At 56.6% G+C, this 26,693-nt stretch carries 22 protein-coding genes and 5 pseudogenes; 9 read left to right on the forward strand and 18 right to left on the reverse strand.

What is annotated here, in order from left to right:
- Window positions 1-385 precede the first annotated feature (385 nt).
- From C1J05_RS05865 to C1J05_RS05880, 4 genes and pseudogenes are all read left to right on the forward strand, one after another.
- On the forward strand, window positions 386-1,816 hold the full coding sequence (locus C1J05_RS05865) for a DUF1214 domain-containing protein (RefSeq protein ID WP_114869430.1): 1,431 nt from the start codon (window positions 386-388) through the stop codon (window positions 1,814-1,816).
- Between the two features lie 525 nt (window positions 1,817-2,341).
- Window positions 2,342-5,713 (forward strand): AAA family ATPase, encoded by a 3,372-nt coding sequence (locus tag C1J05_RS05870; protein ID WP_162797929.1) that lies wholly within the window; start codon window positions 2,342-2,344, stop codon window positions 5,711-5,713.
- Window positions 5,714-6,103: 390 nt separating this feature from the next.
- Window positions 6,104-7,804 (forward strand): annotated as a pseudogene (locus C1J05_RS05875) (efflux RND transporter permease subunit); the annotation flags it as partial.
- Between the two features lie 35 nt (window positions 7,805-7,839).
- A complete protein-coding gene (locus C1J05_RS05880; RefSeq protein WP_114869432.1) occupies window positions 7,840-8,184 on the forward strand; it encodes a copper-binding protein in 345 nt (114 codons plus the stop codon).
- A 266-nt stretch (window positions 8,185-8,450) separates the two neighbouring features.
- On the opposite strand, the gene C1J05_RS05890 is transcribed toward C1J05_RS05880, so the two are convergent.
- From C1J05_RS05890 to C1J05_RS05915, 6 genes and pseudogenes are all read right to left on the reverse strand, one after another.
- Window positions 8,451-8,711, reverse strand: coding sequence for an acyl carrier protein (locus C1J05_RS05890; RefSeq protein WP_114869434.1), 261 nt, complete (start codon window positions 8,709-8,711; stop codon window positions 8,451-8,453).
- Window positions 8,708-9,955, reverse strand: coding sequence for a dihydrolipoamide acetyltransferase family protein (locus tag C1J05_RS05895; protein WP_114869435.1), 1,248 nt, complete (start codon window positions 9,953-9,955; stop codon window positions 8,708-8,710). The genes C1J05_RS05890 and C1J05_RS05895 overlap by 4 nt, the downstream gene beginning before the upstream one ends.
- Before the next feature lie 4 nt (window positions 9,956-9,959).
- The gene (pdhA, locus tag C1J05_RS05900) at window positions 9,960-11,960 is read right to left on the reverse strand and encodes a pyruvate dehydrogenase (acetyl-transferring) E1 component subunit alpha (protein ID WP_114869436.1); all 2,001 of its coding nucleotides are present in this window, start codon (window positions 11,958-11,960) and stop codon (window positions 9,960-9,962) included.
- Window positions 11,957-13,699 carry an acetate--CoA ligase gene (gene acsA / locus C1J05_RS05905; protein WP_114869437.1) on the reverse strand — a complete coding sequence of 581 codons (1,743 nt, stop codon included), beginning with the start codon at window positions 13,697-13,699 and terminating at the stop codon, window positions 11,957-11,959. Before acsA ends, pdhA begins: the two co-directional genes overlap by 4 nt.
- Window positions 13,700-14,156: 457 nt before the next feature.
- On the reverse strand, window positions 14,157-15,074 hold the full coding sequence (locus tag C1J05_RS05910) for a DMT family transporter (RefSeq protein WP_114869438.1): 918 nt from the start codon (window positions 15,072-15,074) through the stop codon (window positions 14,157-14,159).
- Between the two features lie 208 nt (window positions 15,075-15,282).
- Window positions 15,283-15,726: pseudogene (locus C1J05_RS05915) on the reverse strand (IS5/IS1182 family transposase); the annotation flags it as partial.
- A 45-nt stretch (window positions 15,727-15,771) separates the two neighbouring features.
- Between C1J05_RS05915 and C1J05_RS22235 the strand changes: the two are divergent.
- Window positions 15,772-15,846: a winged helix domain-containing protein gene (locus tag C1J05_RS22235; RefSeq protein ID WP_441351687.1), complete on the forward strand. Its 75-nt coding sequence runs from the start codon at window positions 15,772-15,774 to the stop codon at window positions 15,844-15,846.
- Between the two features lie 287 nt (window positions 15,847-16,133).
- Window positions 16,134-17,315: an alpha/beta fold hydrolase gene (locus C1J05_RS05925; protein ID WP_114869440.1), complete on the forward strand. Its 1,182-nt coding sequence runs from the start codon at window positions 16,134-16,136 to the stop codon at window positions 17,313-17,315.
- 96 nt (window positions 17,316-17,411) lie between these two features.
- Here the strand turns inward: C1J05_RS05925 and C1J05_RS21805 are convergent.
- A pseudogene (locus C1J05_RS21805) lies at window positions 17,412-17,564 on the reverse strand (recombinase family protein); the annotation flags it as partial.
- A gap of 157 nt (window positions 17,565-17,721) precedes the next feature.
- Between C1J05_RS21805 and C1J05_RS05935 the strand changes: the two are divergent.
- Together C1J05_RS05935 and C1J05_RS05940 are read left to right on the forward strand one after the other, a co-directional pair.
- Window positions 17,722-17,979 carry a type II toxin-antitoxin system ParD family antitoxin gene (locus C1J05_RS05935; protein ID WP_114869441.1) on the forward strand — a complete coding sequence of 86 codons (258 nt, stop codon included), beginning with the start codon at window positions 17,722-17,724 and terminating at the stop codon, window positions 17,977-17,979.
- Entirely contained in the window at window positions 17,976-18,311 is a 336-nt protein-coding gene (locus tag C1J05_RS05940; protein ID WP_114869442.1) for a type II toxin-antitoxin system RelE/ParE family toxin, read from the forward strand. Before C1J05_RS05935 ends, C1J05_RS05940 begins: the two co-directional genes overlap by 4 nt.
- A 6-nt stretch (window positions 18,312-18,317) precedes the next feature.
- Here the strand turns inward: C1J05_RS05940 and C1J05_RS05945 are convergent.
- The 3 genes and pseudogenes from C1J05_RS05945 to C1J05_RS05955 form a co-directional block, all read right to left on the reverse strand.
- Window positions 18,318-18,539: pseudogene (locus C1J05_RS05945) on the reverse strand (tyrosine-type recombinase/integrase); the annotation flags it as partial.
- Between the two features lie 328 nt (window positions 18,540-18,867).
- A complete protein-coding gene (locus C1J05_RS05950) occupies window positions 18,868-19,287 on the reverse strand; it encodes a VanZ family protein (RefSeq protein WP_114869443.1) in 420 nt (139 codons plus the stop codon).
- Window positions 19,287-19,532: a helix-turn-helix domain-containing protein gene (locus tag C1J05_RS05955; RefSeq protein WP_205389087.1), complete on the reverse strand. Its 246-nt coding sequence runs from the start codon at window positions 19,530-19,532 to the stop codon at window positions 19,287-19,289. Before C1J05_RS05955 ends, C1J05_RS05950 begins: the two co-directional genes overlap by 1 nt.
- Window positions 19,533-19,567: 35 nt before the next feature.
- On the opposite strand from C1J05_RS05955, the gene C1J05_RS05960 reads away from it, so the two are divergent.
- A complete protein-coding gene (locus C1J05_RS05960) occupies window positions 19,568-20,482 on the forward strand; it encodes a tyrosine-type recombinase/integrase (protein WP_114869444.1) in 915 nt (304 codons plus the stop codon).
- 40 nt (window positions 20,483-20,522) lie between these two features.
- On the opposite strand, the pseudogene C1J05_RS05965 reads toward C1J05_RS05960, so the two are convergent.
- The 8 genes and pseudogenes from C1J05_RS05965 to C1J05_RS05995 form a co-directional block, all read right to left on the reverse strand.
- A pseudogene (locus C1J05_RS05965) lies at window positions 20,523-21,062 on the reverse strand (NAD-dependent epimerase/dehydratase family protein); the annotation flags it as partial.
- A gap of 45 nt (window positions 21,063-21,107) precedes the next feature.
- Window positions 21,108-21,686: a WcaF family extracellular polysaccharide biosynthesis acetyltransferase gene (locus tag C1J05_RS05970; RefSeq protein ID WP_114869446.1), complete on the reverse strand. Its 579-nt coding sequence runs from the start codon at window positions 21,684-21,686 to the stop codon at window positions 21,108-21,110.
- Window positions 21,687-21,801: 115 nt separating this feature from the next.
- Window positions 21,802-21,933 (reverse strand): hypothetical protein, encoded by a 132-nt coding sequence (locus tag C1J05_RS21980; protein ID WP_302622790.1) that lies wholly within the window; start codon window positions 21,931-21,933, stop codon window positions 21,802-21,804.
- A 9-nt stretch (window positions 21,934-21,942) separates the two neighbouring features.
- Window positions 21,943-22,176: a glycosyltransferase gene (locus C1J05_RS22090; RefSeq protein WP_114869447.1), complete on the reverse strand. Its 234-nt coding sequence runs from the start codon at window positions 22,174-22,176 to the stop codon at window positions 21,943-21,945.
- 153 nt (window positions 22,177-22,329) lie between these two features.
- Window positions 22,330-23,508 (reverse strand): glycosyltransferase, encoded by a 1,179-nt coding sequence (locus C1J05_RS05980; protein ID WP_162797930.1) that lies wholly within the window; start codon window positions 23,506-23,508, stop codon window positions 22,330-22,332.
- Window positions 23,450-24,820, reverse strand: coding sequence for a hypothetical protein (locus C1J05_RS05985; protein WP_114869449.1), 1,371 nt, complete (start codon window positions 24,818-24,820; stop codon window positions 23,450-23,452). The genes C1J05_RS05980 and C1J05_RS05985 overlap by 59 nt, the downstream gene beginning before the upstream one ends.
- Window positions 24,817-26,052, reverse strand: coding sequence for a glycosyltransferase family 4 protein (locus tag C1J05_RS05990; RefSeq protein ID WP_114869450.1), 1,236 nt, complete (start codon window positions 26,050-26,052; stop codon window positions 24,817-24,819). Before C1J05_RS05990 ends, C1J05_RS05985 begins: the two co-directional genes overlap by 4 nt.
- Entirely contained in the window at window positions 26,046-26,681 is a 636-nt protein-coding gene (locus C1J05_RS05995; RefSeq protein ID WP_114869451.1) for a class I SAM-dependent methyltransferase, read from the reverse strand. The genes C1J05_RS05990 and C1J05_RS05995 overlap by 7 nt, the downstream gene beginning before the upstream one ends.
- Window positions 26,682-26,693 lie beyond the last annotated feature (12 nt).

Genomic DNA, 26,693 nt, shown 5'->3' on the forward strand with positions numbered 1-26,693 from the left:
TATTATGGCGACCGGCCGCTCCGTCCGCCAGGCGGTCATTAATACAGAGTGCAGCGAACGTCTGGTGCCGGTGAAAGCAGTCGTTCAGAACCAAAACTTCGAATTTCCAGTCGCGAACGTCTGCTAAACGCGACACAGCAGACACCCGCCAAGAACCTGCGAAGGTCTGTTCCGAGCCCAAAGCCGACGTTGATCTTAGGCCAGGTTTTGCAACCTTTACGAAGCTCAATTCTTTCCGAAAAAAGCCTGGCTTGGCAAATGCAATTGGGTTCCATCACAGAAATTTTGCAGCGGGACACGTTTTTCTTTTTTTGTTTTGACAACCCAAATTCAGCCCTACTTTCCACCGAAACAGTTCAATTACTTTGACGGAGATCTATAAACCATGAAAGAAGCTACAGTTGCGTTTGCAGTAGTTCTTGCCGGAACAACTTGGTTTGCCACCCAAACGATTGCGCAGAACGATGCGCTTACGTCCGAGCTTTCGACACAGGAAAAGATGGTTCATCGCCGCGCTGTGGAAACCGCTGTTTGGGCGATGCCGCTGACGAACGCACTTGCGATGAGGGATGGTTTTGCAGAGGTGGGCTGTGATTACAACGTTGTCTGCTACTTCTCCAAGATCCAAGACTACAGGGCAGCGGTGACAACTCCAAATAATACGACGCCCTATGTGATGGCGTTTTGGAACATCGCCGACGGCCCCGTAATGATCGACGTGCCGCCCACGGAAGGTGACCTCGGGCTTTGGGGTACGTTAATGGACATTTGGCAGCGCCCCCTTGCCGACGTCGGTGCGAAAGGACGGGATAAAGGTGCTGGTGCTAGCTACCTCATTGTGCCTGAAGGATACGACGGGGACACGTTTGATGCGGATTATGTCCTGCCTCAAACAACGTTAAACGGTTATACACTCCTACGACCGATTATTCCCGATGCCTCACCCAATTCGTTGGCCGCGGCCGAAGAGTTCACCAAAAAACTGAAAATCTTCGACCCTGGGCAACCCGCGCAAACCCAGTACTTGGATGTACAGGGAATGGATATTGATGGCGTCGTTGAGTTCGATCGCTCGTTATTTGTGCTGATTGATGAGTTTGTTCAGAGTGAGAACCTTGAAGAACGAGATGCTGTTGCACTTGGAATGTTGCGCCGCTTGGGAATTGAAAAGGGGCGAGAGTTCACGCCCACAGAGCGCGAGCTTGAGATCCTCGATCATGCTGCAAATGAAGCGAAGGTTTTTCTGCAAGAAGCCTACTTCGACAATCATTCTGAGAAACAGGAAATGGGGAATGGATGGACGGTTCTAACCCCAGCGTCTTCTTATGAAACGACATTTAGTTGGCTCTTGGACTCTGGTGCGATTGCACTTGATGACCGTGGCAGCTCGTTCTTTGCATTTTATACCTCTGCCGAAGAGTTCAATCTGACGGCACCCCCCACGATGTATTTGCTGACCAGCAGGGATGCTGACGACGAACGCCTCGATGGAGGAACGACCTACAGTCTGGTTGTGCCACCTGATGTGCCCGTAAGCCAGTTCTGGTCGGTTTTGGTCTATGATTTCGAGGATGCAACCTTTCTTGACGGCTTCGAAAAGTATGGGGTCGCGTCGACAGAGGACCTTGAAGTCAACGAAGATGGCAGTGTACGCGTCGTCTTCGGTCCCGAACTACCAGACGGCGTTTCGGAATCGAACTATGTGCCCACAGCCACAGGAGGCGGGTGGTTTCCCTACTTTCGCTTTTACGGCCCAGGTGAAGCACTGTTCAGCGGCGACTACCAACTGCCCAAGATCGAAAAGTTTATCGAGTAGTCAATTTATGTCATGGACGTTGCGACACCGTTTTCGAGTATAACAGGTCCAATAGATGATAGTCGTGAAAGCGGGATCCTTGGTCTCGCGCAATTTTGCGCGTAGTTCGACCGCTTAGTCTTCGGACATAGCATGCAGCAAATGACTGCTTCGTCCGCTCAGCCGCCGTTTGAGCTAAGTGCGGCTAAGGTCTGGAAAGAGCCCAAACCAGCCGTGTCGCAATGGATTTATTTGGCACTTGCAGCACGACTCAGAATTTCACAACCGGACCAGACGTGCCCGTCACTGATATCCTGCATTTTTGCTTTGCGATTTCGCATTGCGGACGTTCGCTGCGGGGTCTTTCCGGCCGTCAAAGGGTAACCCAAGTGGCTAGAGCCGCCGAGATCAGGTCGCCAACGACAGGCAAGTTTGTCCCCAAACAGCGTGTTAAAGTCTAAAGTAATGGCATGACATAGTCGAAGATCAGGCTAAGCTCTCCTTTGTAATTACGGATTGCTGAAATCCGTGGATGTGGGGGAAGACGTGAAAGACGTTCAAAGCTGGCTCGCTGAACTTGGCTTACAAAAATACACTTTGGCTTTTGTTGAAGCCGAGATTGAGCTCGCTGACCTTGCCTATCTTTCTGAAGATGACTTGAAAGAAATGGGGTTACCAATTGGGCCTCGACGTCGCGTCAACGAGGCGATCAGAAAATTCACCGACAAAACCGAAGCAGATACCCCGGCATTGCAAAACCAATCAATAGGAGACGCGGTTTCTGACACGTCTTCCAACCTCACATCCAACCCGAGCGCCGACGCGGAACGCCGCCATCTAACGGTGATGTTCGTTGATCTTGTCGGCTCGACCGAGATGGCGACGCGCATTGACGCTGAGGACATGCGTACCGTCATCACTGGGTATCAGAACACGGTGGCCGGTGTTGTTGGCCGCTATGAAGGTTTCGTGGCCAAGTTCATGGGCGACGGCGTGATGTGTTACTTTGGCTGGCCGCGCGCGGGTGAAGATGATGCGGAACGTGCCGTGCGCGCGGGTCTGGCGATTATCGACAGTATTAGGACAATAAATGCTCCCGATGGCACAGCCCTTGCAACCCGGATCGGGGTCGCCACGGGTGTTGTCATCGTTGGAGACCTGATCGGCAGCGGTGCGACTCAGGAAGCTGCTGTGGTTGGAGAGACCCCCAACCTGGCCGCGCGGCTGCAAGGCGTTGCAGGGCCGAACCAGCTTGTTCTGCCCAGCGAAACACGCCGTCTGCTGGGCAGCACGTACAAGCTGGCGTCACTCGGCGCACAAGATTTGAAGGGCGTGGGTGCGCCGGTCGAAGCCTTCGTCGTTGACGGCGAGGCAGTGCAAGAAAGCCGCTTTGCCGCACGCCAGTCTGGCACTCTGACCCCCATCGTCGGACGCGACCGCGAGATCGAACTGATGCTGGAGCGTTGGGCTTTGGCCCGCTCGGGACAGGGCCAGATGGTGATCGTCAGCGGCGAGGCCGGTATTGGCAAGTCTCGTATCACAAGAGCGGTCATCGACGAGGTTGCAAAGGATGATCACATCCGCATCACTTATCAATGCTCGCCCTATCACGCGGATTCCGCGTTCTATCCAGTCATTCAGCAATTGTCGTTTGCCGCCGGGTTCGCACCATCAGACGGGCCGGATGCCCGGCTGGACAAGTTGGAGGCGCTGCTTGGAAAGGACCCCGACACGCTGAAGCTGATCACGCCGATGATGGGTCTGGACGGAACGGCTCGGTACGGTGCGCTTGATCTGACACCAGCCCAGCAACGGGCGCATACCATGAAGATACTGGCCAAGCTGCTGGTTGAGCAAAGCCAGGACAAGCCGGTGCTGTTGGTCTACGAAGACTTGCACTGGATTGACCCAACTTCGTTGGAGTTGCTGGACCTGCTTCTGGATACTGTTGCGGATCAAAACATCATGATCCTTGCCACGGCGCGTCCCAGCTTTGAGTATGGCTTTGGCGGGCATCCCATCGTGACGAAGTTCGCGCTGAACCGGCTGGGCAAGGATCAGATCGGAGACATCGTCGCCAAGTTGACTGGCGGCAAGGCGCTGCCAGACGAGATCATGGCAATTATCGCGGAGCGCACGGATGGCGTGCCACTGTTTGTTGAGGAACTGACCAAGACCATCCTTGAATCCGGCGCGCTGAAAGAAGACGGCGTCCGGCTGGTTCTGAATGGACCGCTGAGCACCATCGCCATCCCCACCACGCTGCATGACAGCTTGATGGCGCGACTGGACCGGTTGCAACCAATCAAGGAAGTGGCGCAGACGGCCGCCTGTATCGGGCGGGAGTTCAGCCATGGTTTACTGGCGGAGATATCCCTTTTGCCCAAAGCTGAACTGACTGCCGCACTGGACGGCCTGATCGCAGCCGAACTGATCTACCGCAGGGGCCTGCCTCCCGAAGCAACCTATCTCTTCAAACACGCATTGGTGCGCGACGCGGCCTATGAGAGCCAGCTGAAAGAGAAACGCCGCGCCATCCATGCGCGTATCCTGACGGCGTTGGAGACAGACCCCGAAATAGCACCTGAAGTCCTTGCCGTACACGCCGAGGCGGCCGGACTTACTGACCGCGCAATAGACCTGTGGGAAGCCGCCAGTAAAGCGGCCACCGCACGACCAGCGTTTGACGAGGCGATCTCGCATTTGGCGCAAGCCATCGAGCTTATTGAACCAAAGGTGGACGCAGGGGATGGTTCAGCAACTGAACGAGCCCTTTCTTTGCAAATTCAGCTTGGTATGACTTTGCTCGTTCGTCGTGGATACGGTGCCAGTGACACTATTGACGCCTTCGAAAATGCTCTCACACTAGCCGACATAGTCGGTGAAACCCCTATGCGTTATTCGGTTCTCTACGGATTGTGGATCGGCAAGGCGATCAGGGGAGAGTTTTCAGAAGCTTGGCAGCGAGCAGAAGCTCTCGTCGAGACCACGGCCGGTTCGTCAGAGATTGTGCCCTTGGTTGTGGCCAACCGGGTCGCCGCCGCCACGCGAATGTTCATGGGTGACCTGGCTGGGGCAGAAAAGTACCTCAACGTTGCATTTAAGAATTACGACCCCGTCGAACACGGCGGTTTGGCCAACCGCTTTGGGCAGGATGTTGGCGTTTCACTTTACACATTTGCGGCAACTCGTAGCTTGCTTCTAGGTAAAACCCGCCAAGGCTGGAAGTATTCAGACGAAGCCGATCGGATAGCCAGATCGACCGGGCACATTCAAACCATTTGTTACATGCTGGTTATCCGGGCGATGTTCGCCTTAGATGCAGAAGACTATGCCGTGGTTGAGCGTTGTGTGACCGAGGTCATACCGATCTCTCACGAGCACAATCTGCCGGTGTGGTATGAATTTGCAGTCGCTATTCGTGAAATTCTGGCGGCGAAAAGCGGAGACAGGGCTTGCGTGCAAAAGTATCTGAAAGCAGATGCTGCGATTGCCGCTTTGGACACGAAAATGTTCATTCCTCAGGTTCGCATCGGGATGGCACGAAGCGCGTTGGCGTTGGGACTTCGCCTTGAGGCCGCCAAACTGGCTGCTTTAGCGCAGGAAATGATGGACCAGACTGGCGAGACCTATTCCCTTTCGGACTTGAAGCGGGTGCAGGCGCGTATCGCCATGGCCGATGGTGACAGCGAAGTGGCTGAAAGCTTCTTGGGCAAGGCTCTCGACGTCGCCCGTCAACAGGGTGCAAAGCTATATGAACTGCGTGCGGCCATCGATCTGGCGCGCCTTATGCAGGAACAGGATCGACGGGACGAAGCCATTGCAATTCTCGAACCTATTCACCAAAGCATCGCTGATGGCGACTGCCCCGAAGATCAGAAGATGGCTCGAGAACTGCTCGCTGAGTTGACGGCGTAATTTTGCTGCCAACGGATTACATTCGCGCCTCGTTTCTGCGGATGCGGCCAACAACGGGACTAGCCGAAAGTCCGCATTGCCGATTTTGAGTTATTCATATTTTCTTAAATCAATGCGCCGGTTTACACCCTCACCATCAATAAAAGCGCTTTAGAAAGCCAAGATTATGCAGGTGCAGCGAATTCACACTTTGTCCCGCAACTGAGACATTCGTTGTGACTGCAGCGAACGTCCGCTGCCGGTGAAAGCAGTCGTTCAAAAGCAAAAATTCGAATTTGCAGCCATGAAGGACTGCTTTGCGCTGCACAGCAGACAGTTACCAAATTTCGGTGAATGACTGCATCGAGCCCCGATGTATGTACCGGCTGCTGTTCGCAAGTGTTCAATTGCATGTCTTACTTCGTGCGCGGGCGCATTCTGCCTGAACGAAAGAACCCGCTGAACCGGATCGTGATCTGGATCTACCGCCCGTTTCTGGACGCCGCCGTAGCATGGCCATGGGCCACGACGCTACTGGCCGGGGCGCTGGTCGCCTCTATGATGTGGCCGCTTCAGCGGATCGGAACCGAATTCATGCCCGAGTTGAACGAGGGCGATTTTCTCTATATGCCATCGCTCTATCCCGGTGTGTCTATCGGCAAGGCGCGCGAGGTCTTGCAACAGACCGACCGCCTGATCGCGACTGTGCCTGAGGTCTTGACCGTACATGGCAAACTGGGCCGCGCGGACACAGCCACCGATCCAGCTCCGCTCACGATGATCGAAACGACCATTCAATTGAAGCCCGAGGCCGAGTGGCGTCCCGGCATGACAATGGAAATGATCCGCAACGAGCTGGACCGCGTGGTGCAGATCCCGGGTGTGACCAACGTCTGGATTCAACCGATCAAGAACCGCATCGACATGTTGGCCACAGGCATCAAGACGCCGGTCGGCGTCAAGATATCCGGAGCAGACCTTAGCGTGATCGAACAGATCGGGATCGAGGTGGAGCGCGTGGTGGCGGACATTAAAGGCACCGCCTCTGCCTATGCCGAGCGCCCCATCGGAGGGCGGTTTATCGAGATCAACGTCGATCGCGATGCCGCTGCACGATACATGATGTCGGTGCGCGATATTCAGGATGTTGTGCAGACGGCGATTGGCGGCATGCAGGTGTCGGAATCCGTAGAGGGGCTGGAGCGTTTCCCGATCAACCTGCGCTACCCGCAGGAATGGCGCAACAGCCCCGAAAGGCTGCGCGATCTGCCGGTTGTGACGCCCTCGGGTGCACATATCCCGCTGGGGTCTCTTGCCGAGATCAAGGTCGTCGATGGGCCCGGCATGATCCGATCCGAAAATGCCCGCCGCACCGGTTTTGTCTTCATCGACATCACTGGGCGCGATCTTGGGGGATACGTGCAAGAGGCGCGTCAAGTTGTGGCTGATCAAGTCTCCTTGCCGCCGGGGTATTCGATCACCTGGTCAGGGCAATACGAATACATCGAGCGTATGCAGGAACGGCTCAAGCTCGTGGCTCCGGCGACCTTGCTGATTATCACTTTGATGCTGTTTATGGCCTTCAATCGGGTGATTGAGGTGGGAATCATTCTCGCGGCCTTGCCGGTCGCTCTGGCGGGCGGAGTCTGGTTCCTGTGGTATCTCAGCTTCGATATCTCGGTGGCGGTGCTTGTGGGCTTCATCGCTCTGGCGGGCGTGGCGGTCGAAACGGCCATCGTGATGCTGCTGTATCTCAATCTGGCATGGGAAAAACGAAAGAAAGAAGCCGCGACTGAGCGGCGTGAAATGACCCCACTGGATGTGGAAGAGGTGGTTTTCGAAGGCGCGCTCCTGCGCGTGCGCCCCAAAGTCATGACAGTCGCAACCATCTTCGCAGCACTCATTCCGATCATGTATGGTACCGGAACCGGGTCCGAGATCATGCAGCGGATCGCGGCTCCGATGATCGGTGGCATGGCGACCGCGACCCTTCTGACGCTCTTTGTCATTCCGTCGATCTTCGTGATCTGGAAAAGGCTGGCCCTGAAACGGGTCAACAGAGAATTGCTGCAACCAGTCCAAGAACCCGTAGCACCTGTACCGGCAGAATAGGACCTGCCAATCAACTCAACCTGAAAGGATGACCCATGAAAACTCTCTCTCTTGCCCTCTCTGTTCTTGTTCTGAGCGCGCCACTGGCGTTTGCGCAAATGAACCACTCGGACATGGACCATTCGAACATGCCGATGAGTGACGAAATGATGGAAGGTGCTGTGCATACCAAGGCGGTGGTGAATTCCATCAGCGAAGGCACTGCCAATGTCAGTCACGAACCCATTCCTGAAATCGGCTGGCCTGCCATGACGATGGATCTGGCGATGATGCCCGGCGCGGAAATGATGGGCGATATCGCAGTCGGAGATTCCGTCACGTTGATGCTGATCAAGGGCGACGACGGCATGTATGCAATTGGCGCGATGATGCCTGAATAAAGCGCGTCGGCTGGTCGGGAGACTCTGTCCCTGGTCAGCTTGCCCATTCAGCTTTTCAAGTTAGAGAGGATGCCACGTCTGCGTTCACGCAATGCTGATCGTTGCCCCGTCCGACCTCGTTCGCAGGTTATTGCTAAAAGAATACGGCCTCGATCCTTCGCGTGTTCGTGTCGTCGGGCACGGGGTGGACCGCTCAGCCTTTTTGAGGGGTGAATGTCGGCAGAGTGGGCAATCAAGATCTTGCGCCATTCTGCCACAAGATCGCGTCAGGCCCTAGTCGGACAACCGATCCGCCCTTTCAGGTATACAACCGCGAGCGCCAGATTTGCGATCTTCGGATAGTCGATCTCAGGTATATCGATATCGAGCCGTTGGTGAAGCGCTGTAACAAGGTTTAAGAAATCCATCGAGTCGAGTTCCAGATCATCTTGCAGGTGATCCTCTTCGCCAACCTCGTCCGGATCGATGTCCGGGGCGATTTGGGTAAGCTCTTCCAGAAAGGCTGTGCGGATGTCGGCTTCGGTCATAGGGCCTCCGGAGTCTGAAGTGCGGCGTCGAGCGCGGCCAGAAACTTGGCACCGCGACGTCCGTCGCTGACTCGGTGGTCGGCGGACAGCGTAACGGTAACGGTCATACGCGGGGTGATCTTGTCACCAATGATCCATGGCCGGGCCACCGGTGCGCCAAAGCCGACGATAGCGACCTGCGGCGGGTAGATCACGCCCGCCATCGCATCGGCGCCGGTGTCGCCCATCGCCGAAATGGTGATCGTAGCATCGGTCATTTCCGAAGAGCGCAACCGCCCGCTGCGGGCCCGTAAAACCAGGTCGCGCATCTGTGCCATCAGATTGTTAAGCGGCAGGGTTTCGGCATCGTGCAATGCAGGTGCCACAAGTCCGCCACCGCGCAGCGCCACCGCCACACCCGCATGAACGGCCCGCGCCGGATGAAACCCCTCGCCATCAAAGTGGCCGTTGATCTGCGGAACCTGCGCGACCGCAAGGGCCGCGGCCTTGATGAACAGTGCGACCATCAACAGGCGTGTATCAGATGGGCGCGTCGCATTGGTCATGGCAAGCCAGTCAGTGGCGGCTTGCAGATCAATAGTCTGGGTTAGGTAGTAATGTGGGATCTCGCGTTTGGAGCGGGCCATGGCATTGGCAATCGCAGTGCGCATTGCGGCCATATCGAGCCCCGGCTTGGCGCTGGTTTTTGCTGGCCCCTCCCTGATCGGGGTAGGTTCAACGGCTTCGACATCCGCCAGAATAACCGCGCCGCCGGGGCCTGTTCCTAAAAGCGCCGCAAGGTCGATCCCACGCTCGGCGGCACGTACCCGCGCGGCGGGAGAGGCAGTTGGCGCTTCACCAGCCTGGGGTATAACGGGTGGCGATGAGGGCATAGGCAATGACGCAGGGACCACCGCTAAGGGGACTTCGGTAGATTTCTCAGGCTGGGTAGGCGATGATGCTGCCGCCTCCGGTTTGGCGGGCGCCTCGGGATCAACTGCGGGTCTGACTGCGGTTGCACCATCTTCGCAGGGCGCGCGGATCGTGGCCAATGCGGTGCCGACGGCAAGCGTGGCCCCGATCTCTGCGTCAAGCGTTTCGACAGTGCCCTCCTCAAAGCACTCGATTTCAATTGCACCCTTCTGGGTTTCGACGACCGCGACCACATCGCCGCGGGTAACGATGTCCCCCGGCTTGATCATCCACTCCACCAAAGTGCCCGCTTCCATGTCTGCACCCAACGAGGGCATGGCGAACACGGCCATCGGATCACCCCTTGACCATCGCCGCGCGCGCGGCGGCGACGATACCGGCAACCTGGGGAATCGCCGCCTGTTCCAGATGTGCGGCGTAGGGGATCGGCACTTCGGCCGAACAGACCCGCCCAACCGGTGCATCCAGCCGCCAGAAAGCCCCTTCGGTGATCTGCGCCGATACCTCGGCAGCCAGCGAACCGGTACGCCACCCCTCATCCACGACCACTGCGCGGCGCGTGCGCGCAACCGAGGCGAGGATGGTTTCAGTATCAAGCGGGCGCAAGGTGCGCAGGTCTATCACCTCGGCCTTGATCCCCTCTTTGGCCAGTTCCTCTGCCGCCTCCAGTGTCTTGAACAGAGATCCGCCATAGGTGATCAGCGACACATCCTTGCCTGGCCTTCGGATCGCGGCCTTATCGATGTCGACAGAGCCCGCGTTTGCGGCGATCTGCCCGGACATGTTGTACAGCATGACATTTTCAAAGATCAGAACCGGGTCAGGATCTTCAAGCGCTGTCAGCAACATGCCCCGCGCATCCTCCAGCGTCGCGGGCGCCAGAACCTTAAGTCCCGGGATATGCGCGTACCAGCCTTCCAGCGAATGCGAATGCTGCGCGGCCAGTTGCTTGCCGGCACCGGTCGCCATGCGGATCACCAGTGGGCAGCCGAACTGTCCACCCGACATGTGCCGGATCGTGGCGGCCGTGTTCAGGATCTGATCCAGCGCCAGCATAGAGAAATTCACGGTCATCAGTTCGACAATCGGCCGCATACCCGCTGCCGCAGCCCCAATGCCCGCACCGGTAAAGCCAGATTCCGACAGCGGGGTGTCGCGGATACGGTCTTCTCCGAACTCCGCCATCAACCCCTTGGACACCGCATAACAGCCGCCATAGGCACCAACGTCCTCGCCCATAAGAAAAACGCGCTCATCCCCTGTCATCGCTCCACGGATCGCCTGTTTGACGGCCTCGCGATAGGTGGTCTCGATCCTTTCACCCGCAGGTTCGGCTGCGACTTGCGGAGACGCGGGCTCAACGGACATTACATGTTTGGTCAGGGTCTCGACCGGCTCCCACACACCGGCTTCTGCAAAGGCCACCGCCTCGGCGATCTCAGCGTCGATCTCGGTGGTCATCTTGGCGATATCGGCCTCGTGGATCAGGCCGTTTTCCAGCAACCAGCCCTGAAACCGCACAATCGGGCCCTTTTCGCGCCACTCGGCGATTTCAGCTTTATCGCGATACAACTGCGCATCGAACATCGAATGTGGACGAAAGCGGTAAGTGCGCGCCTCCAGCAGATACGGGCGGCCGGTTTCCCGGATGTTCGCGACCACACGGCGCGCGGCGGCTTCGACGGCGACCACATCCATGCCATCGACCACTTCGCTTTCGATGCCATAGGCTGTGGCCTTTGCATGAATGTCGGTCTGCGATTCTGTGCGCGCCAAGGCGGACCCCATTGCATAGCCGTTGTTTTCGCAGATCCAAAGCACCGGCAGATCCCAAAGCTCGGCCAGGTTCAACGCCTCGTGGAACTCGCCCTCGGCCACAGCACCTTCGCCAAAGAAACAGGCCGTGACGTTCTTTTCGCCCCGCATCCGGTCCGCCAGGCCCAGACCCGCCGCAAGCGGCAGGCCACCGCCGACAATCGCGTTGCCCCCATAGAAATTGGTGCTCGCGTCGAACAGATGCATTGACCCGCCGCGCCCGCCCGAACATCCGTTAGCCTTGCCATACATCTCCGCCAAAATGGGGCCCATCGCTACGCCGCGCGCCAAGGCATGCCCGTGCTCGCGGTAGGTGGCGACGATGCGGTCATCTGGCTCAAGCACCGGGATCACGCCCATCGCCACCGCTTCTTCGCCATCGTACAGATGCAGAAAGCCGCGGATCTTTTCGCGCGTGTAAAGCTCGGCGCATTTGTCCTCGAACCGACGGATACGCATCATTCCGCGCAGCAGGTCCTGCACGTGAGCGCGGTTCAGGTGCGGTTTTGTCTGGGATGTCATTTCTCGTCCGCCTCCAATGTGGAAATATCCCCTTCGGGTAGGCCAAGTTCGCGCGCCTTGAGAAGACGGCGCATTATCTTGCCCGATCGCGTCTTGGGCAGTTGGTTGCGAAACACAATTTCACGTGGGGCCACCGCGGCGCCAAGCCGTTTGCGCGCAAAGCCCCGGATCTCGCGTTCCAGCGCCTCGGACGGCTCAAATCTAGGGTTCAGCGCGACATAGGCCTTGACGATTTCGCCTGCGGTCTCGTCCGGAATGCCGATCACGGCGGCCTCGGCGACGGCGTGATGTTCAATCAGCGCGCTTTCGACCTCGAAAGGGCCGACCAGATGACCAGAGGATTTGATCAGGTCATTCGCGCGGCCGACAAACCAGAAATACCCGTCCTTGTCCCGCATGGCGAGGTCGCCCGACAGATACCAGCCGCCAACAAAACATTTATCATAACGAGCCTGTTCGTTGAGATAAGCGCGCATCATCGACGGCCAGCCGGGGCGCAGCGCCAGTTCGCCAATTTCGCCCGGCTTGCACGCATGCACGGCGCCGTCTTCGACATTGACTATTCCAGCCTCAATGCCGGGCAAGGGCTTGCCCATCGAGCCGGGACGAATGTCCATTCCGGCGGTATTGGCGATCATGATGCCACCGGTTTCGGTCTGCCACCAATTGTCGTGGAACGGCTGGCCTAACACCTCTTGCCCCCAGACCACGCCTTCGGGGTTCAAGGGCTCTCCGACACTGGCGAGAAACCGCAGCTTGCGGAAATCATAGGGCTTTGCGGCGTCCTTTCCCGCCCGCATCAGCATGCGGATCGCGGTGGGTGCGGTGTACCAGACCTGCACGCTCTCAGCCTGAAGGATGCCGTACCAACGGTCCAGGTCGAATTCCGCTTCGTCGACGATCATCGTCACCCGGTTCACCAGCGGCGCAATAATGCCATACGAAGTGCCCGTGACCCAGCCAGGATCAGCCGTGCACCAGTAGATATCGCCGGGTCTCAGATCCAGCGCAAAGCGCCCCGTAGCCGCATGGGCGATGACCGCACCGTGCACGTGGACGGCACCCTTGGGCTTGCCAGTGGTGCCAGAGGTGAAATGGATCAGCGCCATATCATTCGAAGTGGTTTTCGCCGTTACGAACGTGTCGGCGGCGGCATCCATCGCAGGGCGCAAGGCGACGCAGTCCTCGGGCACGACATTATCACTCAGGATCAGTACAAGCTTCAACGAGCCAAGCTCCTTTCGCCAGCTCGCGACCTTCTTGCGATACAAAGTCTCGGTGGTAACAAGAACGTTGCCTTCGCCGATCTCCATCCGGGATCTGATCGGCTCTGGTCCAAATGCGGCAAAAAGTGGGGTGAATGTCATGCCGGCCTTTAGGGTGCCAAGGGCCGCGGAATACAGCTCCGGCACCCGCCCCATCAGCGAATAGACCCGCGCGCCGGGTTTCAGCCCATGTCCAGCCAACACATTGGCAAAGCGCGCGGCCTCACCGACTAGTGCTGCATAGCTGAAATCGCGCCGCCCACCGTCCTTGCTGATCCATCGGATCGCGACCTGATCGCCATGGCCCGAAGCGACATGACGATCAAGCGCCTCATGCGTGATGTTGAGCCCGCCACCCGGCAATCCGTCCAGCATGTCGCGCGCGTCGTCCCAGCCAAACCCGGCGCGGACCGCATCTGTCAGATTTGCGGCAGCGCGCGTTGCATCGTCCTTGGGTATTATCGGCCAAGTCATGATTATCTCCCTTTGATCAGGCTATACACCCACGCGCATGTTACTTTGACTTAGGTCAACTACATCCGGCGGCGGTCCAAGCGCGCGGCGCGTTGGCCTTCATCCCGATCGAGCCTTTCAAGCTTGCACAGGCCCGGTTACAGCCCGTAGCTATAATGATCAGAGTATTCTTTCTGAAAGAACCCTGTAGGAAACGAAATGTGCAATTTTCTCACGTCCTGATGGCGGGCCACTCTTCAACGGCATGATCGTGTCCTGGAAGCGCGGAAAAGGCGAGATTTTCACCGCTGCAACATGTGAATGGATCGTGGGTCTGACGCGAGGTGACTGCCAAGTTGAGAAGATCACCGAAAACGTTCTGGACCGCTTTGGCAAGGCTTGAGAATATTAGATGTCGGAAGCGGACCTTTGCGAACGTAATTCCAGATGGCTGCAATGGGCGCCCTTGCTGTTGTCGCTATGGTGCGGTGATGGGCGGAGGCTTTCGTCGCTTACCTGACACCGCATTCCCAGCGATGGCCGCAAGCAGAACCACGCCGCCAATCAAAGTATTCACGCTCGCCGTTTCGCCCAGAAAGAGCCAGACCCAAAGTGGACCGAGCAGGACTTCGGCCAGAGATAGCAAGGCAAGCTCTGCCGCGGGGAGGCTACGCGAGCCCAACGTGTATAGGATCAGACCGGCACCGGCTTGGAAAACCCCCATTCCCATCGAAATGAAGCTGTCATTTGAGCTCAGAACGAGCGGAAGCCCGAGCCCGAGACAGATCACCAAGGTGATAGCGATTGCGAAGAGACCCGAAAGGAAGACCGCCGGTAGCATCTCGCCTGTTCGACCCCAACGTAACGCCACAGTGAAGACGGCGAAACCGAACGCTGATCCAAGGGCCGCAAGACTGCCCTTAAGAGCGACGCTGCCGGACTTGTCTGCAACCATGATCGCGATCCCGCCAATGGCAACAACAATCGCAATCCAGGTTGCAAAGCGCACGCGTTCACGCAGAACAATCCATCCCAGAACCGCAGCCATAAAAGGTGCTGTTGCAAAAAGCAGCATCGCATTCGCGACCGAAGTGTTCTGAATTGAGTAGATCCCACCGCTATAGGCTGCAACCAATGAAAGTCCTGCGATAACAACCGGGGAACCAATGCGGCGGATTTGAACAAAGGGGCTTTCGCCCGACCGTATTCGAATAAGCACATAAAGAAACAGCGACATGCTGATCGACCGATACAGCAGAATCTGCCACACGACGGCATCGTCGATCAAGCGAATACCAAGACCGACCGTTGACCACAGAACCCCAGCCGCAAAGACGAAAAGCACACCGTGCTTGTGGGTATCCGCATTTGAGGAAGGGGGCGATATGGACGTCATCTAATTCCAATCAAAGAAGTCTCTATAAACAAGTTAACTTGTCGGGCGAAGTTTTGATCACGCATATGCGACATTGGCGCGGATTGCTGTGCACGGTCTTGCCTAGCCAGGATTGCTACGCAGTGCATGAACAGCCGGTATGGTAACACTGATGTGCAGCATTCAACACATCGGCCAGCGGCGGCTTTAGGCCGGCCTTGGCTTTGTGCCTTTTGGGGTCAGAGTAATTTCGCCGAGTATGACGCAGCTCTTTTCCTTCCGGGCAAATGTATCGATCACTGTCTTCGTCCCAAGTGAAGTCGGATCGCGACCAGGTGCCGTCCTTGCGCTTTGAATGATCAAAGACAGGGATAAACGGAAGGATTTTCCGTTTGAACGTTAGCCAAGCGAGATTGTCAGATGAGCCATAAGCCGTATCCGCCGCCCCCCAATCAGGCTTTAGGCCAAAGCGGTCTTCGGTGCGATCAATCATTTTGCGCATCGCGCCGACCTCTGCCTGCCGGATCGACCGGCTGGCGTCCACATCCATGATGATCCCGTGATCTGTGTCGATCAGGTAATTGTCTGAATACGCAAAGAAAGCGGGGCCTTTACGCGCGGCAGTCCAGTGGGCATGAGCAGTGAACTTGGGTGTTGTCTCGCTGGCACCACCGCCGTCACGACCTATCAATAGTATACTGTCCACGAACTGCGCGGCATGGGTATTCCAATCAATACAGAAATGTTTTCCTACAGCGGCGCATATTCAGGTCACCATGCCCGCTACGGGTGAAGACCTTTTCGATGAAGGCGAGGAACGTGGCGCGACGGGCCTGACGGCGGGCACGCAGCGCCTGACGCTCATGCGAGGTCGGGGCGGCGGGAGTGCTGTACTTAATTAAGTCAGTCTGCATGGGGGTCATCATGGCGTGTCTCCTTGGTTGATGACCCAAAGGTGCCCGATCCCGTGCGCCTCTGCTTGAGGGGGAGGCTTGGAAAACTTTAGGATTGCCTTTGGAAACCTTGGGGCCGGCTGAATTTTTTGGGTCACGACGGAAAAATCGGTGTAAGTTGCGGGACATGGAGCACCATTTCGCCGATTGCACGCTGGATGACGCCCGTCTGACGCTAACTCGTGGTGGTAGCGCGGTGGCCGTGGAACCCAAGGTATTCGACCTGATCCATCTTCTGCTGCGCAATGCTGGAGACCTGGTGACGCGCGACCGAATGGTGGAAGAGATTTGGGGCGGGCGGATCGTGTCCGAGTCTGCGATTTCCGCTTGCATCGCGGCAGCGCGCAAGGCTGTGGGCGACAATGGCAAGGCACAGGCGGTAATCCGCACCGTGGCGCGGCGGGGATTGATGTTGGTGGCCAAAGTGTCGAGGGAGGCGGATGCTAGGCCTTCGGTCCCCGCTCAGGCTCCCGCCGCCACGGCTCAGCGCATCCGCTATTGCAAGAACGAAGATGGCTGTGCAGTCGCTTATGCTATCAGCGGCGAGGGGCCGCCCGTTCTGCGGTTCGGTCCACTGCAAACCACCGACCTGGAACTGGAATGGGCATACGGGCTCCATCGCTCTTGCATCTCGTCGATGGCACTCCACACCCGATATCTGCGCTTCGACAATGTGGGGAGCGGCCAATCAGAACGGGTCCAGCGAGAAATCGACTTTGAGACCGAGGCGCGTGATGCGGCCGCGGTGTCGGACGCGGCGGGCTTCGACCGCTTCGCTGCGGTGTCATTTTCAGGCGGATGCCTTGCAGCGCTCAACTTCGCGGCGCTCTATCCCGAGCGGCTTACGCGTTTGGCGATCGTGGGTGGATATGTCGATGGGCGGTCGCGTCGCAGCGCGGATGCGTCGCCCGACGCGTTGAAGGGCATGATCGCCGAGGGCTGGGCGCGCCCCGAAAGCGCCTTCGCGAGTGCCTTCGCGATGTCTTACTTTCCCGAAGGGCCGGCTGAAGAAGCGCGCGAGGTCCTGCGCGAGATGCAAGCCGCTTGCCCGCCCGAGACTATGCTGCGCGACCGGGACGTGATCAACGATGCGACAGTCGCGCCTCTGCTAGACCAAGTGCGCTGCCCGGTGTTGATCCTGCATGCACGCGACGATGCCGTGCATCCTTTGTCGCAGGCGCAGAAGCTAGCGGCGGGCATTCCGAGGGCCGAACTGGTGGTGCTTGAGACCGCCAACCACGTTCCCTTGCACGGCAGCGCATGCTGGGAGAGCTACAATTACACGCTCGCGGAGTTCTTGACCGGGTAACGCGAGCGCTGGCCTCTGAACGATTTCGCGTGTGCAGCGAACGGCTGCAAGGTCCCGCAACTCAGTCATTGATGCGGTACACAGCGAACGTCTGCTTTCGGGAACACGGGCCGTAAGTATCTCTGACGGGTTGCCGCCGGAGGCGTGTTCTTCGATGATTTCGGCGCAACCCGCAGATTGAAGGGCCTCAGACTGGGGCAGGGGGGTCTGATCCTCTGTTGATACGCGCGCATAGCCTATCAGGGGCATGAAATCGGGCCGTTTGCAATTTAAGGTATCGCCACTAAACGACCGATTGATAGCGACGGGAGGAGAGGTCACATGATGGCTGTTCGTCGCCCAAGATCAGCTTCCATTGACCAAAACTGAGCATTGGCATATATTGCCAATAAAGGAGACCCGGCCCATGGTGACACGCAACGTTGTCCTGACCGAGACCCAAGACCATCTGGTTCAAGCACTGGTGGCGTCTGGGCGCTACCAGAATGTGAGTGAAGCCATGCGCGCTGGCCTGAGGCTGCTCGAGCAGGAAGAAGCACAGCTGGCCGGGATCCGGAAGGGTCTCCTTGAAGGTCTGGCGCAGGCCAAGGCGGGTGATATTGCGGACGGCAGTGGCAAAGATGCGATCCGTAGGGCCTTTGCGACTGCGCGCGCGCGTTCATGAGCCGATCCTTCCGGCTGACCCGTCGTGCGGAAGCCAGCCTCACTGAAATCGCCAGATGGACGATCGAAAATTTCGGGCTGCGCCAAGCAGAGCTTTACGAGGCCGAATTGCTCAACCGCTGTGAAAGTATTATGAATGGCCAGGCCCATAGCCGGAGTTGCGCAGTTCTCGTTGATGATGTCGAAGACCTGCGGTTCATAAGGGCAGGGGAGCATTTCCTGGTCTTTCTGGATCGATCGGACGAGGTCATCATCGTGGATATCCTACATTCCCGCAGCGATCTCCCTCGCCATGTTGCCTCACTTTCGGCTTTGAAGTCGGAAAACTCCTGATCCACGTCACAACCCGGCTGCCTTCGTCAGGTTCAGGCGGAACCTGTCTCGGCGGCGCTGGTAACGGCGGGTCATTTCGGCGCTTGCATGGCCAAGCTGCTTCTGGACATAGCGCTCGTCGACTTCTGCCGAACTGGCGAGACCGGCGCGCAAGCTGTGACCGGAGAACAGCGCCAGTCGGTCTTTCTCAGGAAGTTCGGATCGGATGCCGGCGTCCAGGTCCGTGCGCCCCTCCTGAAACAAAAAAGGCACCGGTGCAGTTTTGCACCCGGTGCCTCGCGGTCTTACGAGGTGCTGGTCTTTCTCTAGTGGTACTCGTTCACGCGTGTCTGGATGAAGTGGCACATCGTGATGAATTTCACAACTTCAGCACTGATCTTGCGGATTGTTTTGATACTGGACTGCATGTCTCATATCCTCCCTGATGCGTTTCACATTACCCCGTGCTGCGCCGTCTGACTGTGAAGCAGGTCACACTCGTGTCACTTTTTTGGATTTTTCTTTAGCGCAGGGCGGAGCGGGCAGGCTGCGCACCCAGTATTGAGGCCGCTCTGACCTAATTGCTGGGTACAGCCGGGGCTGGGAGAAGTTTGGTCAGGAGCATGCGCAAGAACAAGCCAGAGACAATCCCGACACTGAGCCCAACCGCATCCGCCAGAAAATCTGCGACCTCGGCTTCACGGCCCACGTAGGGCTGGATGAGCTCAATCGCGCCGCCAAACAGGAGTGCCGCCGGGATCACCCAGATCAAACTGCGCGCGTAAAGCAGCGCACTTGGAAAGATCAAAGCCGCAAACGCGATGACATGGTAGGCTTTATCAGAGAGAAGCTCTTCTAGGCCGACGTGCGGTGGTGACGGCGACAGTGTCAGATAGGCGATTACAAAGGTTAGAATGGCTGTCGCGGTCAGTGCGAGGGTGCGACGCGTGGACAGGTTCATGCCGACGACCGGGTTTTTGTTGGCGGTCTTGGTCATTATTTTGGCGACCCGTCATAGATGCGAATGCCGGGGCCATCGTCGGGCGTGCCAATGAATTCGATGCCAGCGGCTTCGAGGGCAAGTTTTAATTTAGAAACCGTGGAAATAGTTGAGTCAGGTAAACCGTCAGTCATTTCAATTCGCTTTATCGTTCGTGCGCCTACACCACTGTCCTTAGCCAAATCTTCAGCTGTCCATCTTAGGGCAGTGCGCGCAATACGAATTTGTGCACCAGTAATCATTGACACTCCGTTAATCGGCACTTAAAGTGCCAATAATGACATTTAAAATGCCTCTCCCTAGCATCCATGACTGGCGAAGAGAATTCAAGCGTCTTGAGGGGGCCTATGCGCCGTCAACCATGCGGTCCTACTATTCCGACGTGGAAATCTTTGTGCGCTGGTGTGAAGAACAGGGCATCGCGCCGTTCCCGGCAAGCGTCACATCCGTGTGTCGCTTTCTCGAAGACCAGGCCCCGGATCGCGCCCCTTCGACGGTCCGCAGGCGGCTCTACGCCATCCGCAAAGCACACAGACTGCTGCGTCTTGCCGACCCGACGTATGATGAAGATATCAATCTCACGTTCCGGCGGATCCGGCGCGCGAAGCACACCCGCCCGAAACAGGCCAAAGGCCTGACCCGGAAATACCTCGACCAGTTTCTCGCGGTGCAGCCCGACGGTCCTTGGGGGCTGCGCAACCGCGCCATGCTGTCTTTGGGCTATGAGTTGCTGTCGCGGCGGTCCGAACTGGTGGCGTTAACGACAGATGATCTTGAGTTTCTGAGCGACGGCACCATGCGGGTCATTATCCGGCGCAGCAAGGCGGACCCCTTCGGTCAGGGCAGGATTGCCTTTACGTCGCGGGAAACAACGGTCGCTGTTCGTGACTGGCTGACGTGGAGAGGCCCCGACATCACATTCCTCTTCTGCCCGATCTATCAGGGCAGGGCGGTGGACCGGGATCTCAGTACGACGACGGTCAAGCGCCTGGTCAAAACGGCTGCCAGAACGGCGGGGTTTGACCAGGAGATCATTGACGCCTTCAGCGGACACTCCCTGCGCGTGGGCGCGGCGCAAGACCTGCTTTGCGCCGGATACGACGCGGCTGCCATCATGCGGGCAGGGGGCTGGAAGTCGGTTAATATTTTGGCGCGCTATCTGGAGATGGCAGAGCACAATGTCTGGGCGTGAATATGGTCAGCGCTGGATCGGAGAGGCGACATGCATTGGCTCAGGGAAGCTCCAGTTCGGGCAGGAGTTTGTCGAAATATGCCACCGTTTTGCGCAAGCCGTCATAAAGCGGGATGCCCGGTTCCCAGTCCAAAATCGTTTTGGCGCGGGCGATGTCGGGTTGGCGCTGCTTTGGATCATCTGCGGGCAGGGCTTCGAACACCAGCTCAGATTTGGAGCCCGTTATCTCGATTATCTTTTCCGCGAGTTCCCGGATCGTGAACTCTCCGGGATTGCCGAGATTGATCGGGCCAATGACATCGGTGCCGGAGTTCATCAGCTTGATGAACCCATCCACCAGATCATCCACATAGCAGAAAGATCGTGTCTGGTTGCCCTCGCCATAGATCGTAATGGGCTGGCCCGAGATCGCCTGTACAATGAAGTTCGACACAACGCGGCCATCTGCGTGATGCATGCGCGGCCCGTAGGTGTTGAAGATCCGCGCCACCTTGATCTCCACCCCGTGCTGACGGTGATAGTCAAAAAACAAGGTCTCGGCGCAGCGCTTGCCCTCATCATAGCAGGAGCGCGGGCCAATTGACCAATATGGGGCAACCAAATGCCATACTAACTATCCAAACTCTTAGCCAATGCGCAGCTGACGCTGTTTTTGGGCTTCTGCCGGGACGCCAATATGCACGTACCAAGCCTTGAGACGCCCACTTGCGACGCTGCCCATCGTAACCACGGCGCCAGGACCTCCCTTGGTCCCGGGGGCAATTGACGCCTTAGCGCCCACCCAACACCCGTGGCCTAGTTCGATTGGAGCGGTTATCAACTCGAAGCTTGGATCAGTCCAATCATGTCTGCCTGTGCAAAGATAAGCCCCCTGAGACAGGCAACAATGCGTACCCACCGTCACGTCACAAAGATTGTCAATCCAGACTTCTTCTCCAATCCAGGAATGATCGCCAACTGCTAAACGCCAGGGAAACTTTACCCGAACACGTGGTTTGATGATCACTCCCACCCCAATCTGCGCACCAAAGGCGCGCAAAAGCTGCCGTCTCCAGCCTGACCCTGGCAGCCAGCTCTCTACCAGAAGCCCCGAAACAGCCATCCAGCAAATCTCCTTCAGGCGTGACGCTCCGCGCACAAATTCTGGATTCGCGAATAGGTCGAGCCTAACGCCTTTGTCGACTTCATGTTCATTCGTAGACATGATCAGACCTTTCTGTGCGCTTAGCACAACACAAATACACGTCGCGCATTCTTGCAGCAATCCGTTCCGGAGCAAAATCCGCCTTTATCCACGCCCGCCCGCGGGCTCCCATTGCCTAAAGATCCAGCCGCGGACGTGTCATCGCAAGCTCCATGGTCGTGGTCAATTGTGCCTGATCCAGCGGAATCCACCAACCGCACTGCTTTTCGTTCAGCCCTGACCAAGGGGCATTCGTGGTGGTAATCACCGGCACTTCCTACGCTAGTGCCTCTGCGACCACGAGCCCGAAATTTTCGGTATGGGTCGGTAAAACAAAAAGATCTGATGCACGATACAGCGCGTCCTTCGCGACACCATGTACGGGTCCGTAAAAGGTCACACACTTAAGAGTGCGTTCAAAGCAAGCAATCGCCTGTTCCGGTGTGTCAACAACAGGCTCGTTCTCGTTGAAGCTTGTGTTCAGAACGATTCCGTAGAGCCCATTCGTAATCGCGGTTTAGCATGTGATGGATGAATTTTTCCGCGTTTGCTTAGAAGACCAGCTTTGGCGCGCAACCATGCGGGCTACCTTTCAACTTTTAATAGCTGAAACAATTGCGTGGATTTTATCATTGTAATCGAACCTTTTTTGAGGGCGTCGCGCCTAGCCCCTTTTCGTCAGGAGTACTTCGTATCGCTTGACAAACTCATTTGCGATGGCCGTCCAGCCAAATCCATCGGAAACGAGCGTTCGCCCACGCAGTCCCGCTTCATACAACTGCCGTCGCGGTTGTGCTAAGATCCGCGCAAGCGCCTCGCTTAGCTGCGTCGTGTTCGGATCGACCCGCCAACCGCAGTGGCTCTCTTCAAGTTGAGGCCAAGGTACATTTGTGGTGGTCAGAACAGGAAGGCCGTACGATAGCGCCTCAGCAACCACCATGCCGAAACTTTCAGATTTGCTGGGTAGGACAAAGAGTTCAGCGCAACGGAAGAGGTCTACTTTCTCCGGACCAGAAACCTGACCAATAAAGCGTACCCCGTCTTTTAATTGGTATTGGTCAACGCTCGCTTCCAATTGTGAGCGATGCCCGTCCTCATCAGGCCCAGCTAAGATCAGTTCCCAATCCGTTGGCCGGACCCGCGCCCAGGCTTCAAGCAAGTCTTGAAGCCCTTTCACGGGATGTAGCCGTCCGAGAAATACCGCGCGCCGGGGAGACAAAGAATTGTGTTGGAAAGCAACTTGCTCGTTTGGCGGCAAATCGACACCATTGGGAATACGCCAGACCGGTACGTCCAGAGATCGCGTGCGTACACTGGTGACCTCTGTGTCCGACGTGACATGCAGCGCGTCAGCCGACCTGAGATCTGACCGCTGGTACAGTCGCCAAGCTATCGCTTTTTTAATCCGTTTGTGGCTGAGCGCCCATGGGTCAAGCATGCCGCGCGTGCTGACGACACGAGCTATGCGGCGACGGTTAGTCAAACGAGCCAGCGCGTGATTATGGGGCAGCCAAATGCCACTGTCATGTACCACGTCCGCCGTGCCAAACTCTTCCAGTGCAGGATCAAGGGTGCAGTTGAAAGTCCGCGGCACAGGACCATGCGACTTCTTAGTCCAGAGAAATTGTGCTGTCTCCGCGCTGCCATCTGGTGCCCAAAGCCCTACCGTGGCACCATTCTCTGCCAGTGCGAGACCGAGGCGTGAAACCGAATAGGCAGGCCCCCCATAGTCCCTTTTGAAGCTTGCAGAGCAAAGAAAAATTTTCATTTCTAAACGTTCGTTGTCATATTTTAATTCGGAGCCACTGACGGACCAATATGTAAAACAAAATAATGAAGACACCAGTTTTGATGATGTGATTCAGAACAACAACGAATTCTGTCTCAGCTTTAATTGCCTGGAAAAACACTAATGGTGTCCAGAGAACTATCGAGGGGAAAAATTTTTGAAGTCTCAGAATGGCGCGAAAGACTAATCCGTAGAATGCACCAAACAACAGCATAAAAATTATACCGAAATAACCAAAATTTACCCATGCCTCACCCAAAACACTGATGCCAAAGGATGTGTTCCGGTTTACCTGCAACCCTGTGTATTTTCTGAAGTAGTCAGATACACGGACAGATCTTTTTGCAACAAGAAAGCGAGGAACCAACGCATCTCGAACAGCTAGCGTAATGGTTTCGCCATGTTCAAAATCTTGTTTCGAGGGCACGTGGTTCATTACCGCGCTAATAATCCATCCTTGGTTCAGTCGCGCATTGAGCTCGCTCCAATTGTTTTCAGTGTCGGATTGTTGAGTTGAGGAGAAAACTGATTGTTCCAAAACTGAATTGACTAGCGTTGTAATTCCAGCTTGCTCGGGATTCAGTCTGATTTCCGTCCGATAATGCGATTTTGCCAGTTGCAATTGCGCGATCAAAAGAGCCCCGATCAATATTACGATTAACTTTACGAAAAACCGAGAACGAAGCTCGGAAAAAACAAAGGATAAAGTCAGAGCTGACCAGAGTAAAAGATCGTGAAACAGCCCTCGTTCAGCAGACGTCGCCAATTGCATGCCGAAAACGGCAGCAAGTGCGAGCCAGCGCCATCGCGATTTCAGGACAAAGAAATAGAGAACCGAGATGAAAACCGTCTGCGATCCTATAAAAAACAAAAATCGGAAAGATGTGGGTACATAGGATTCAAATACACCAAAGGCTAAGCCAAAAAAGAACACTACCTGGGCAGTTTTGGTTTTCAGTCTGATTTGGTGTTTAAAATATCCACGAAGATGATTGGTCGAAATGATAGGCGAGAACTTCCAGAGTCCGAAAATGAGAGCAATTGTCGCTGGTAAGACGTAGGAGAAGTAACGCCCTTCAGGGACGTACATGTCGTATTTATAGTGAGACACACCTTCAAATGTGTAGTAGATTGCCGGCCCCAGTAGCCATTGGGATGAAGCGATAAGCGCAACTGCTGGTACGATCGCTATCTCTTTTCCAAGCGCGTCAACGTACCAGACAAGAGTGTAAAAGAATATAGCAGTGGAAACTGCAGAGAGTTCGCTGCCGCCGAGCAAAATCGTAGCAACAAAGGCTCCCAGAGATGCCACAATACCAACGCCGAAATTGGTTCTCGTTTTATTGGCGCGGCTCGCGACCGTCATGAAGAGTACCCGTCGCGAGCGGGAGGGCATCTTAGATCGGCGATCTCCCAGAGTAGTTCGAGGACTGAATCCGCGGCTGCTGGTATAGACCACGCCGCGCTATCTTCACGCGCCAAGGAGCCAAGTTTAACCAGTGTGCTTCTGTCCACCAGAAACTCTTGTAGCGCATTCTCTAGTCCGCTCGCCTGTCCACAAGCGAATACTCTGGCATATGGCTTTCCAGCCAGTAAATCCGGAGCAGCACCAACACGATCGCTTGCCACCACGGTGCGCGCGAGTGACAGCGCTTCATTTACCGCCAACCCCCAAGTTTCGTTTCTGGACGGCAGAACAACAGTATCGCCGGCCAAGTAAACCGCTGGCATCTCGGCTTGGTTCCGAAATCCAAGAAATGTGACTTGAGGAAGATCAGCTGTAATCGCCTGTAGGCGTTGCCGTTCCGGACCGTCACCAGCGATAAGCAAGCGTGCGCGCGGATACTTCGCAACAAGCTTCCTGAAGGCAACAAGCAGAGTGTCCACATCCTTACGTAATACCAGTTTGCCTGCGAATAGGTAAGTATGAGCATCGCTTGCTATACCGTTGTCGCGTCTGATCTGGTCTGCGCCTGCTTGATAGACATCGATGTTTGGTGAGAACCGTTGGGTGTCAATCGCGTGCGGCATCCATCTAATGCGGTTCTCGGGCATTCCCATCGCGCGCAGATAGGCGTGATTTTGTTGACCTGGGGACAGAGCAAAATCGACATTGCTGTAAACCCATTGAAGCGCCGGCTTTCGAAAGAGCCGTTTCCACCAAGCTTTGTTACTTGTCATCAGGGTTGAGTCGCCTCGTAAGATTACTGGAACGCGCCCCTTGAAGTACCTCATAGCTTTCAAATGCGTGCGCCATGCCCAGCCATATACAAGCAGAGCGTCTGGGTTCCACTCCTCAACACGCCGGTTCATATCAGGGTTGTTGAGGCCGCCAAAGTGATGAGTGCCCTCGTCCCTAGAAACGTTCGGAACCATTTCCCACGGGTATCCCTCAAGAAGTGGAATGTCCCACTTGATAGTGCGCCCGAATTCCGGATCGATGCTGGTTTCTGTTCCTTTCCAAGAATAGAATACTCTTGGGTCGACGCTTTGCCTCGATGCGAGTTCTCGAAAGAGGGGCGCATTGTACTGGATTGGGTGCGTAGCTAGGATTGCAATGCGCATAGCTGGCATTTTGTTAGGAAATTTGGTCAACATGCTGGACGGCGGCACTCAATCCCGAGTGCATTGGTCCAGCGGCCAGCGTCCTCCACTGCTGCAAAGGCTTCACCGTGATCGGTTGCGTCGCCAACCTTGGCACGACGAATATCGGTGAAGCTCGCATCTGCCAGTTCGCTCGCCAAACCCTTGTAGTCCCACATCCAGAGATGCGCGGAGTTTCCCAGCCAGCTTTTTACTGCGCCCGAGACCCCCCGTGGACGGGTGCGTTGACCGAGATAGGTCGCTGCCATGAACTTGCTCACCGCGTCGGGAGCCGGGTCATCGAGGTTGCGGCGCGCTTCGAATCCCATGTCTGGCACGACCATACGGAAGACGCCACCAGGGCGCAGGAGGGTCAGAGTATTGCGCAGCGCCCGGCGGCAATCCTCCAGTGCAAGGTGCTCAAGGATATGTGAGCAATAAATCCCGTCTACGCCACCGCGCGGTTCGGGCAAGCCTGTCACGATATCGCCATGCCGGACACCGTCGGGAAAGCGCGAGGCATTTCGGGTGTAAAGCTTGCCAACAACGGGCAAACGTTCATATCGCAACGTCGGGGACGCATCGTAGTTGTGCCAGTTGTCGGGGCAGGAGTGGCCGCATCCGTATTGAACGTAGAGGGGCATGGGGGCGTCCCT

Source organism: Sulfitobacter sp. JL08, assembly GCF_003352045.1.
In the GTDB taxonomy this organism is placed as follows: Bacteria; Pseudomonadota; Alphaproteobacteria; order Rhodobacterales; family Rhodobacteraceae; genus JL08.

Bases quoted from the DNA above. Each gene is read 5' to 3' on its own strand.
- C1J05_RS05960 (WP_114869444.1), top strand. From the start codon at position 19,568: ATGACATTTAAAATGCCTCTCCCTAGCATCCATGACTGGCGAAGAGAA.
- C1J05_RS05995 (WP_114869451.1), bottom strand. From the start codon at position 26,681: ATGCCCCTCTACGTTCAATACGGATGCGGCCACTCCTGCCCCGACAAC.
- C1J05_RS05955 (WP_205389087.1), bottom strand. From the start codon at position 19,532: ATGATTACTGGTGCACAAATTCGTATTGCGCGCACTGCCCTAAGATGG.
- C1J05_RS05990 (WP_114869450.1), bottom strand. From the start codon at position 26,052: ATGTTGACCAAATTTCCTAACAAAATGCCAGCTATGCGCATTGCAATC.
- C1J05_RS05940 (WP_114869442.1), top strand. From the start codon at position 17,976: ATGAGCCGATCCTTCCGGCTGACCCGTCGTGCGGAAGCCAGCCTCACT.
- C1J05_RS05880 (WP_114869432.1), top strand. From the start codon at position 7,840: ATGAAAACTCTCTCTCTTGCCCTCTCTGTTCTTGTTCTGAGCGCGCCA.
- C1J05_RS05910 (WP_114869438.1), bottom strand. From the start codon at position 15,074: ATGACGTCCATATCGCCCCCTTCCTCAAATGCGGATACCCACAAGCAC.
- acsA (WP_114869437.1), bottom strand. From the start codon at position 13,699: ATGACTTGGCCGATAATACCCAAGGACGATGCAACGCGCGCTGCCGCA.
- C1J05_RS05925 (WP_114869440.1), top strand. From the start codon at position 16,134: ATGGAGCACCATTTCGCCGATTGCACGCTGGATGACGCCCGTCTGACG.
- C1J05_RS05970 (WP_114869446.1), bottom strand. From the start codon at position 21,686: ATGTCTACGAATGAACATGAAGTCGACAAAGGCGTTAGGCTCGACCTA.
- C1J05_RS05865 (WP_114869430.1), top strand. From the start codon at position 386: ATGAAAGAAGCTACAGTTGCGTTTGCAGTAGTTCTTGCCGGAACAACT.
- C1J05_RS05895 (WP_114869435.1), bottom strand. From the start codon at position 9,955: ATGGCCGTGTTCGCCATGCCCTCGTTGGGTGCAGACATGGAAGCGGGC.
- pdhA (WP_114869436.1), bottom strand. From the start codon at position 11,960: ATGACATCCCAGACAAAACCGCACCTGAACCGCGCTCACGTGCAGGAC.
- C1J05_RS05985 (WP_114869449.1), bottom strand. From the start codon at position 24,820: ATGACGGTCGCGAGCCGCGCCAATAAAACGAGAACCAATTTCGGCGTT.
- C1J05_RS05950 (WP_114869443.1), bottom strand. From the start codon at position 19,287: ATGACCAAGACCGCCAACAAAAACCCGGTCGTCGGCATGAACCTGTCC.
- C1J05_RS05935 (WP_114869441.1), top strand. From the start codon at position 17,722: ATGGTGACACGCAACGTTGTCCTGACCGAGACCCAAGACCATCTGGTT.
- C1J05_RS05890 (WP_114869434.1), bottom strand. From the start codon at position 8,711: ATGACCGAAGCCGACATCCGCACAGCCTTTCTGGAAGAGCTTACCCAA.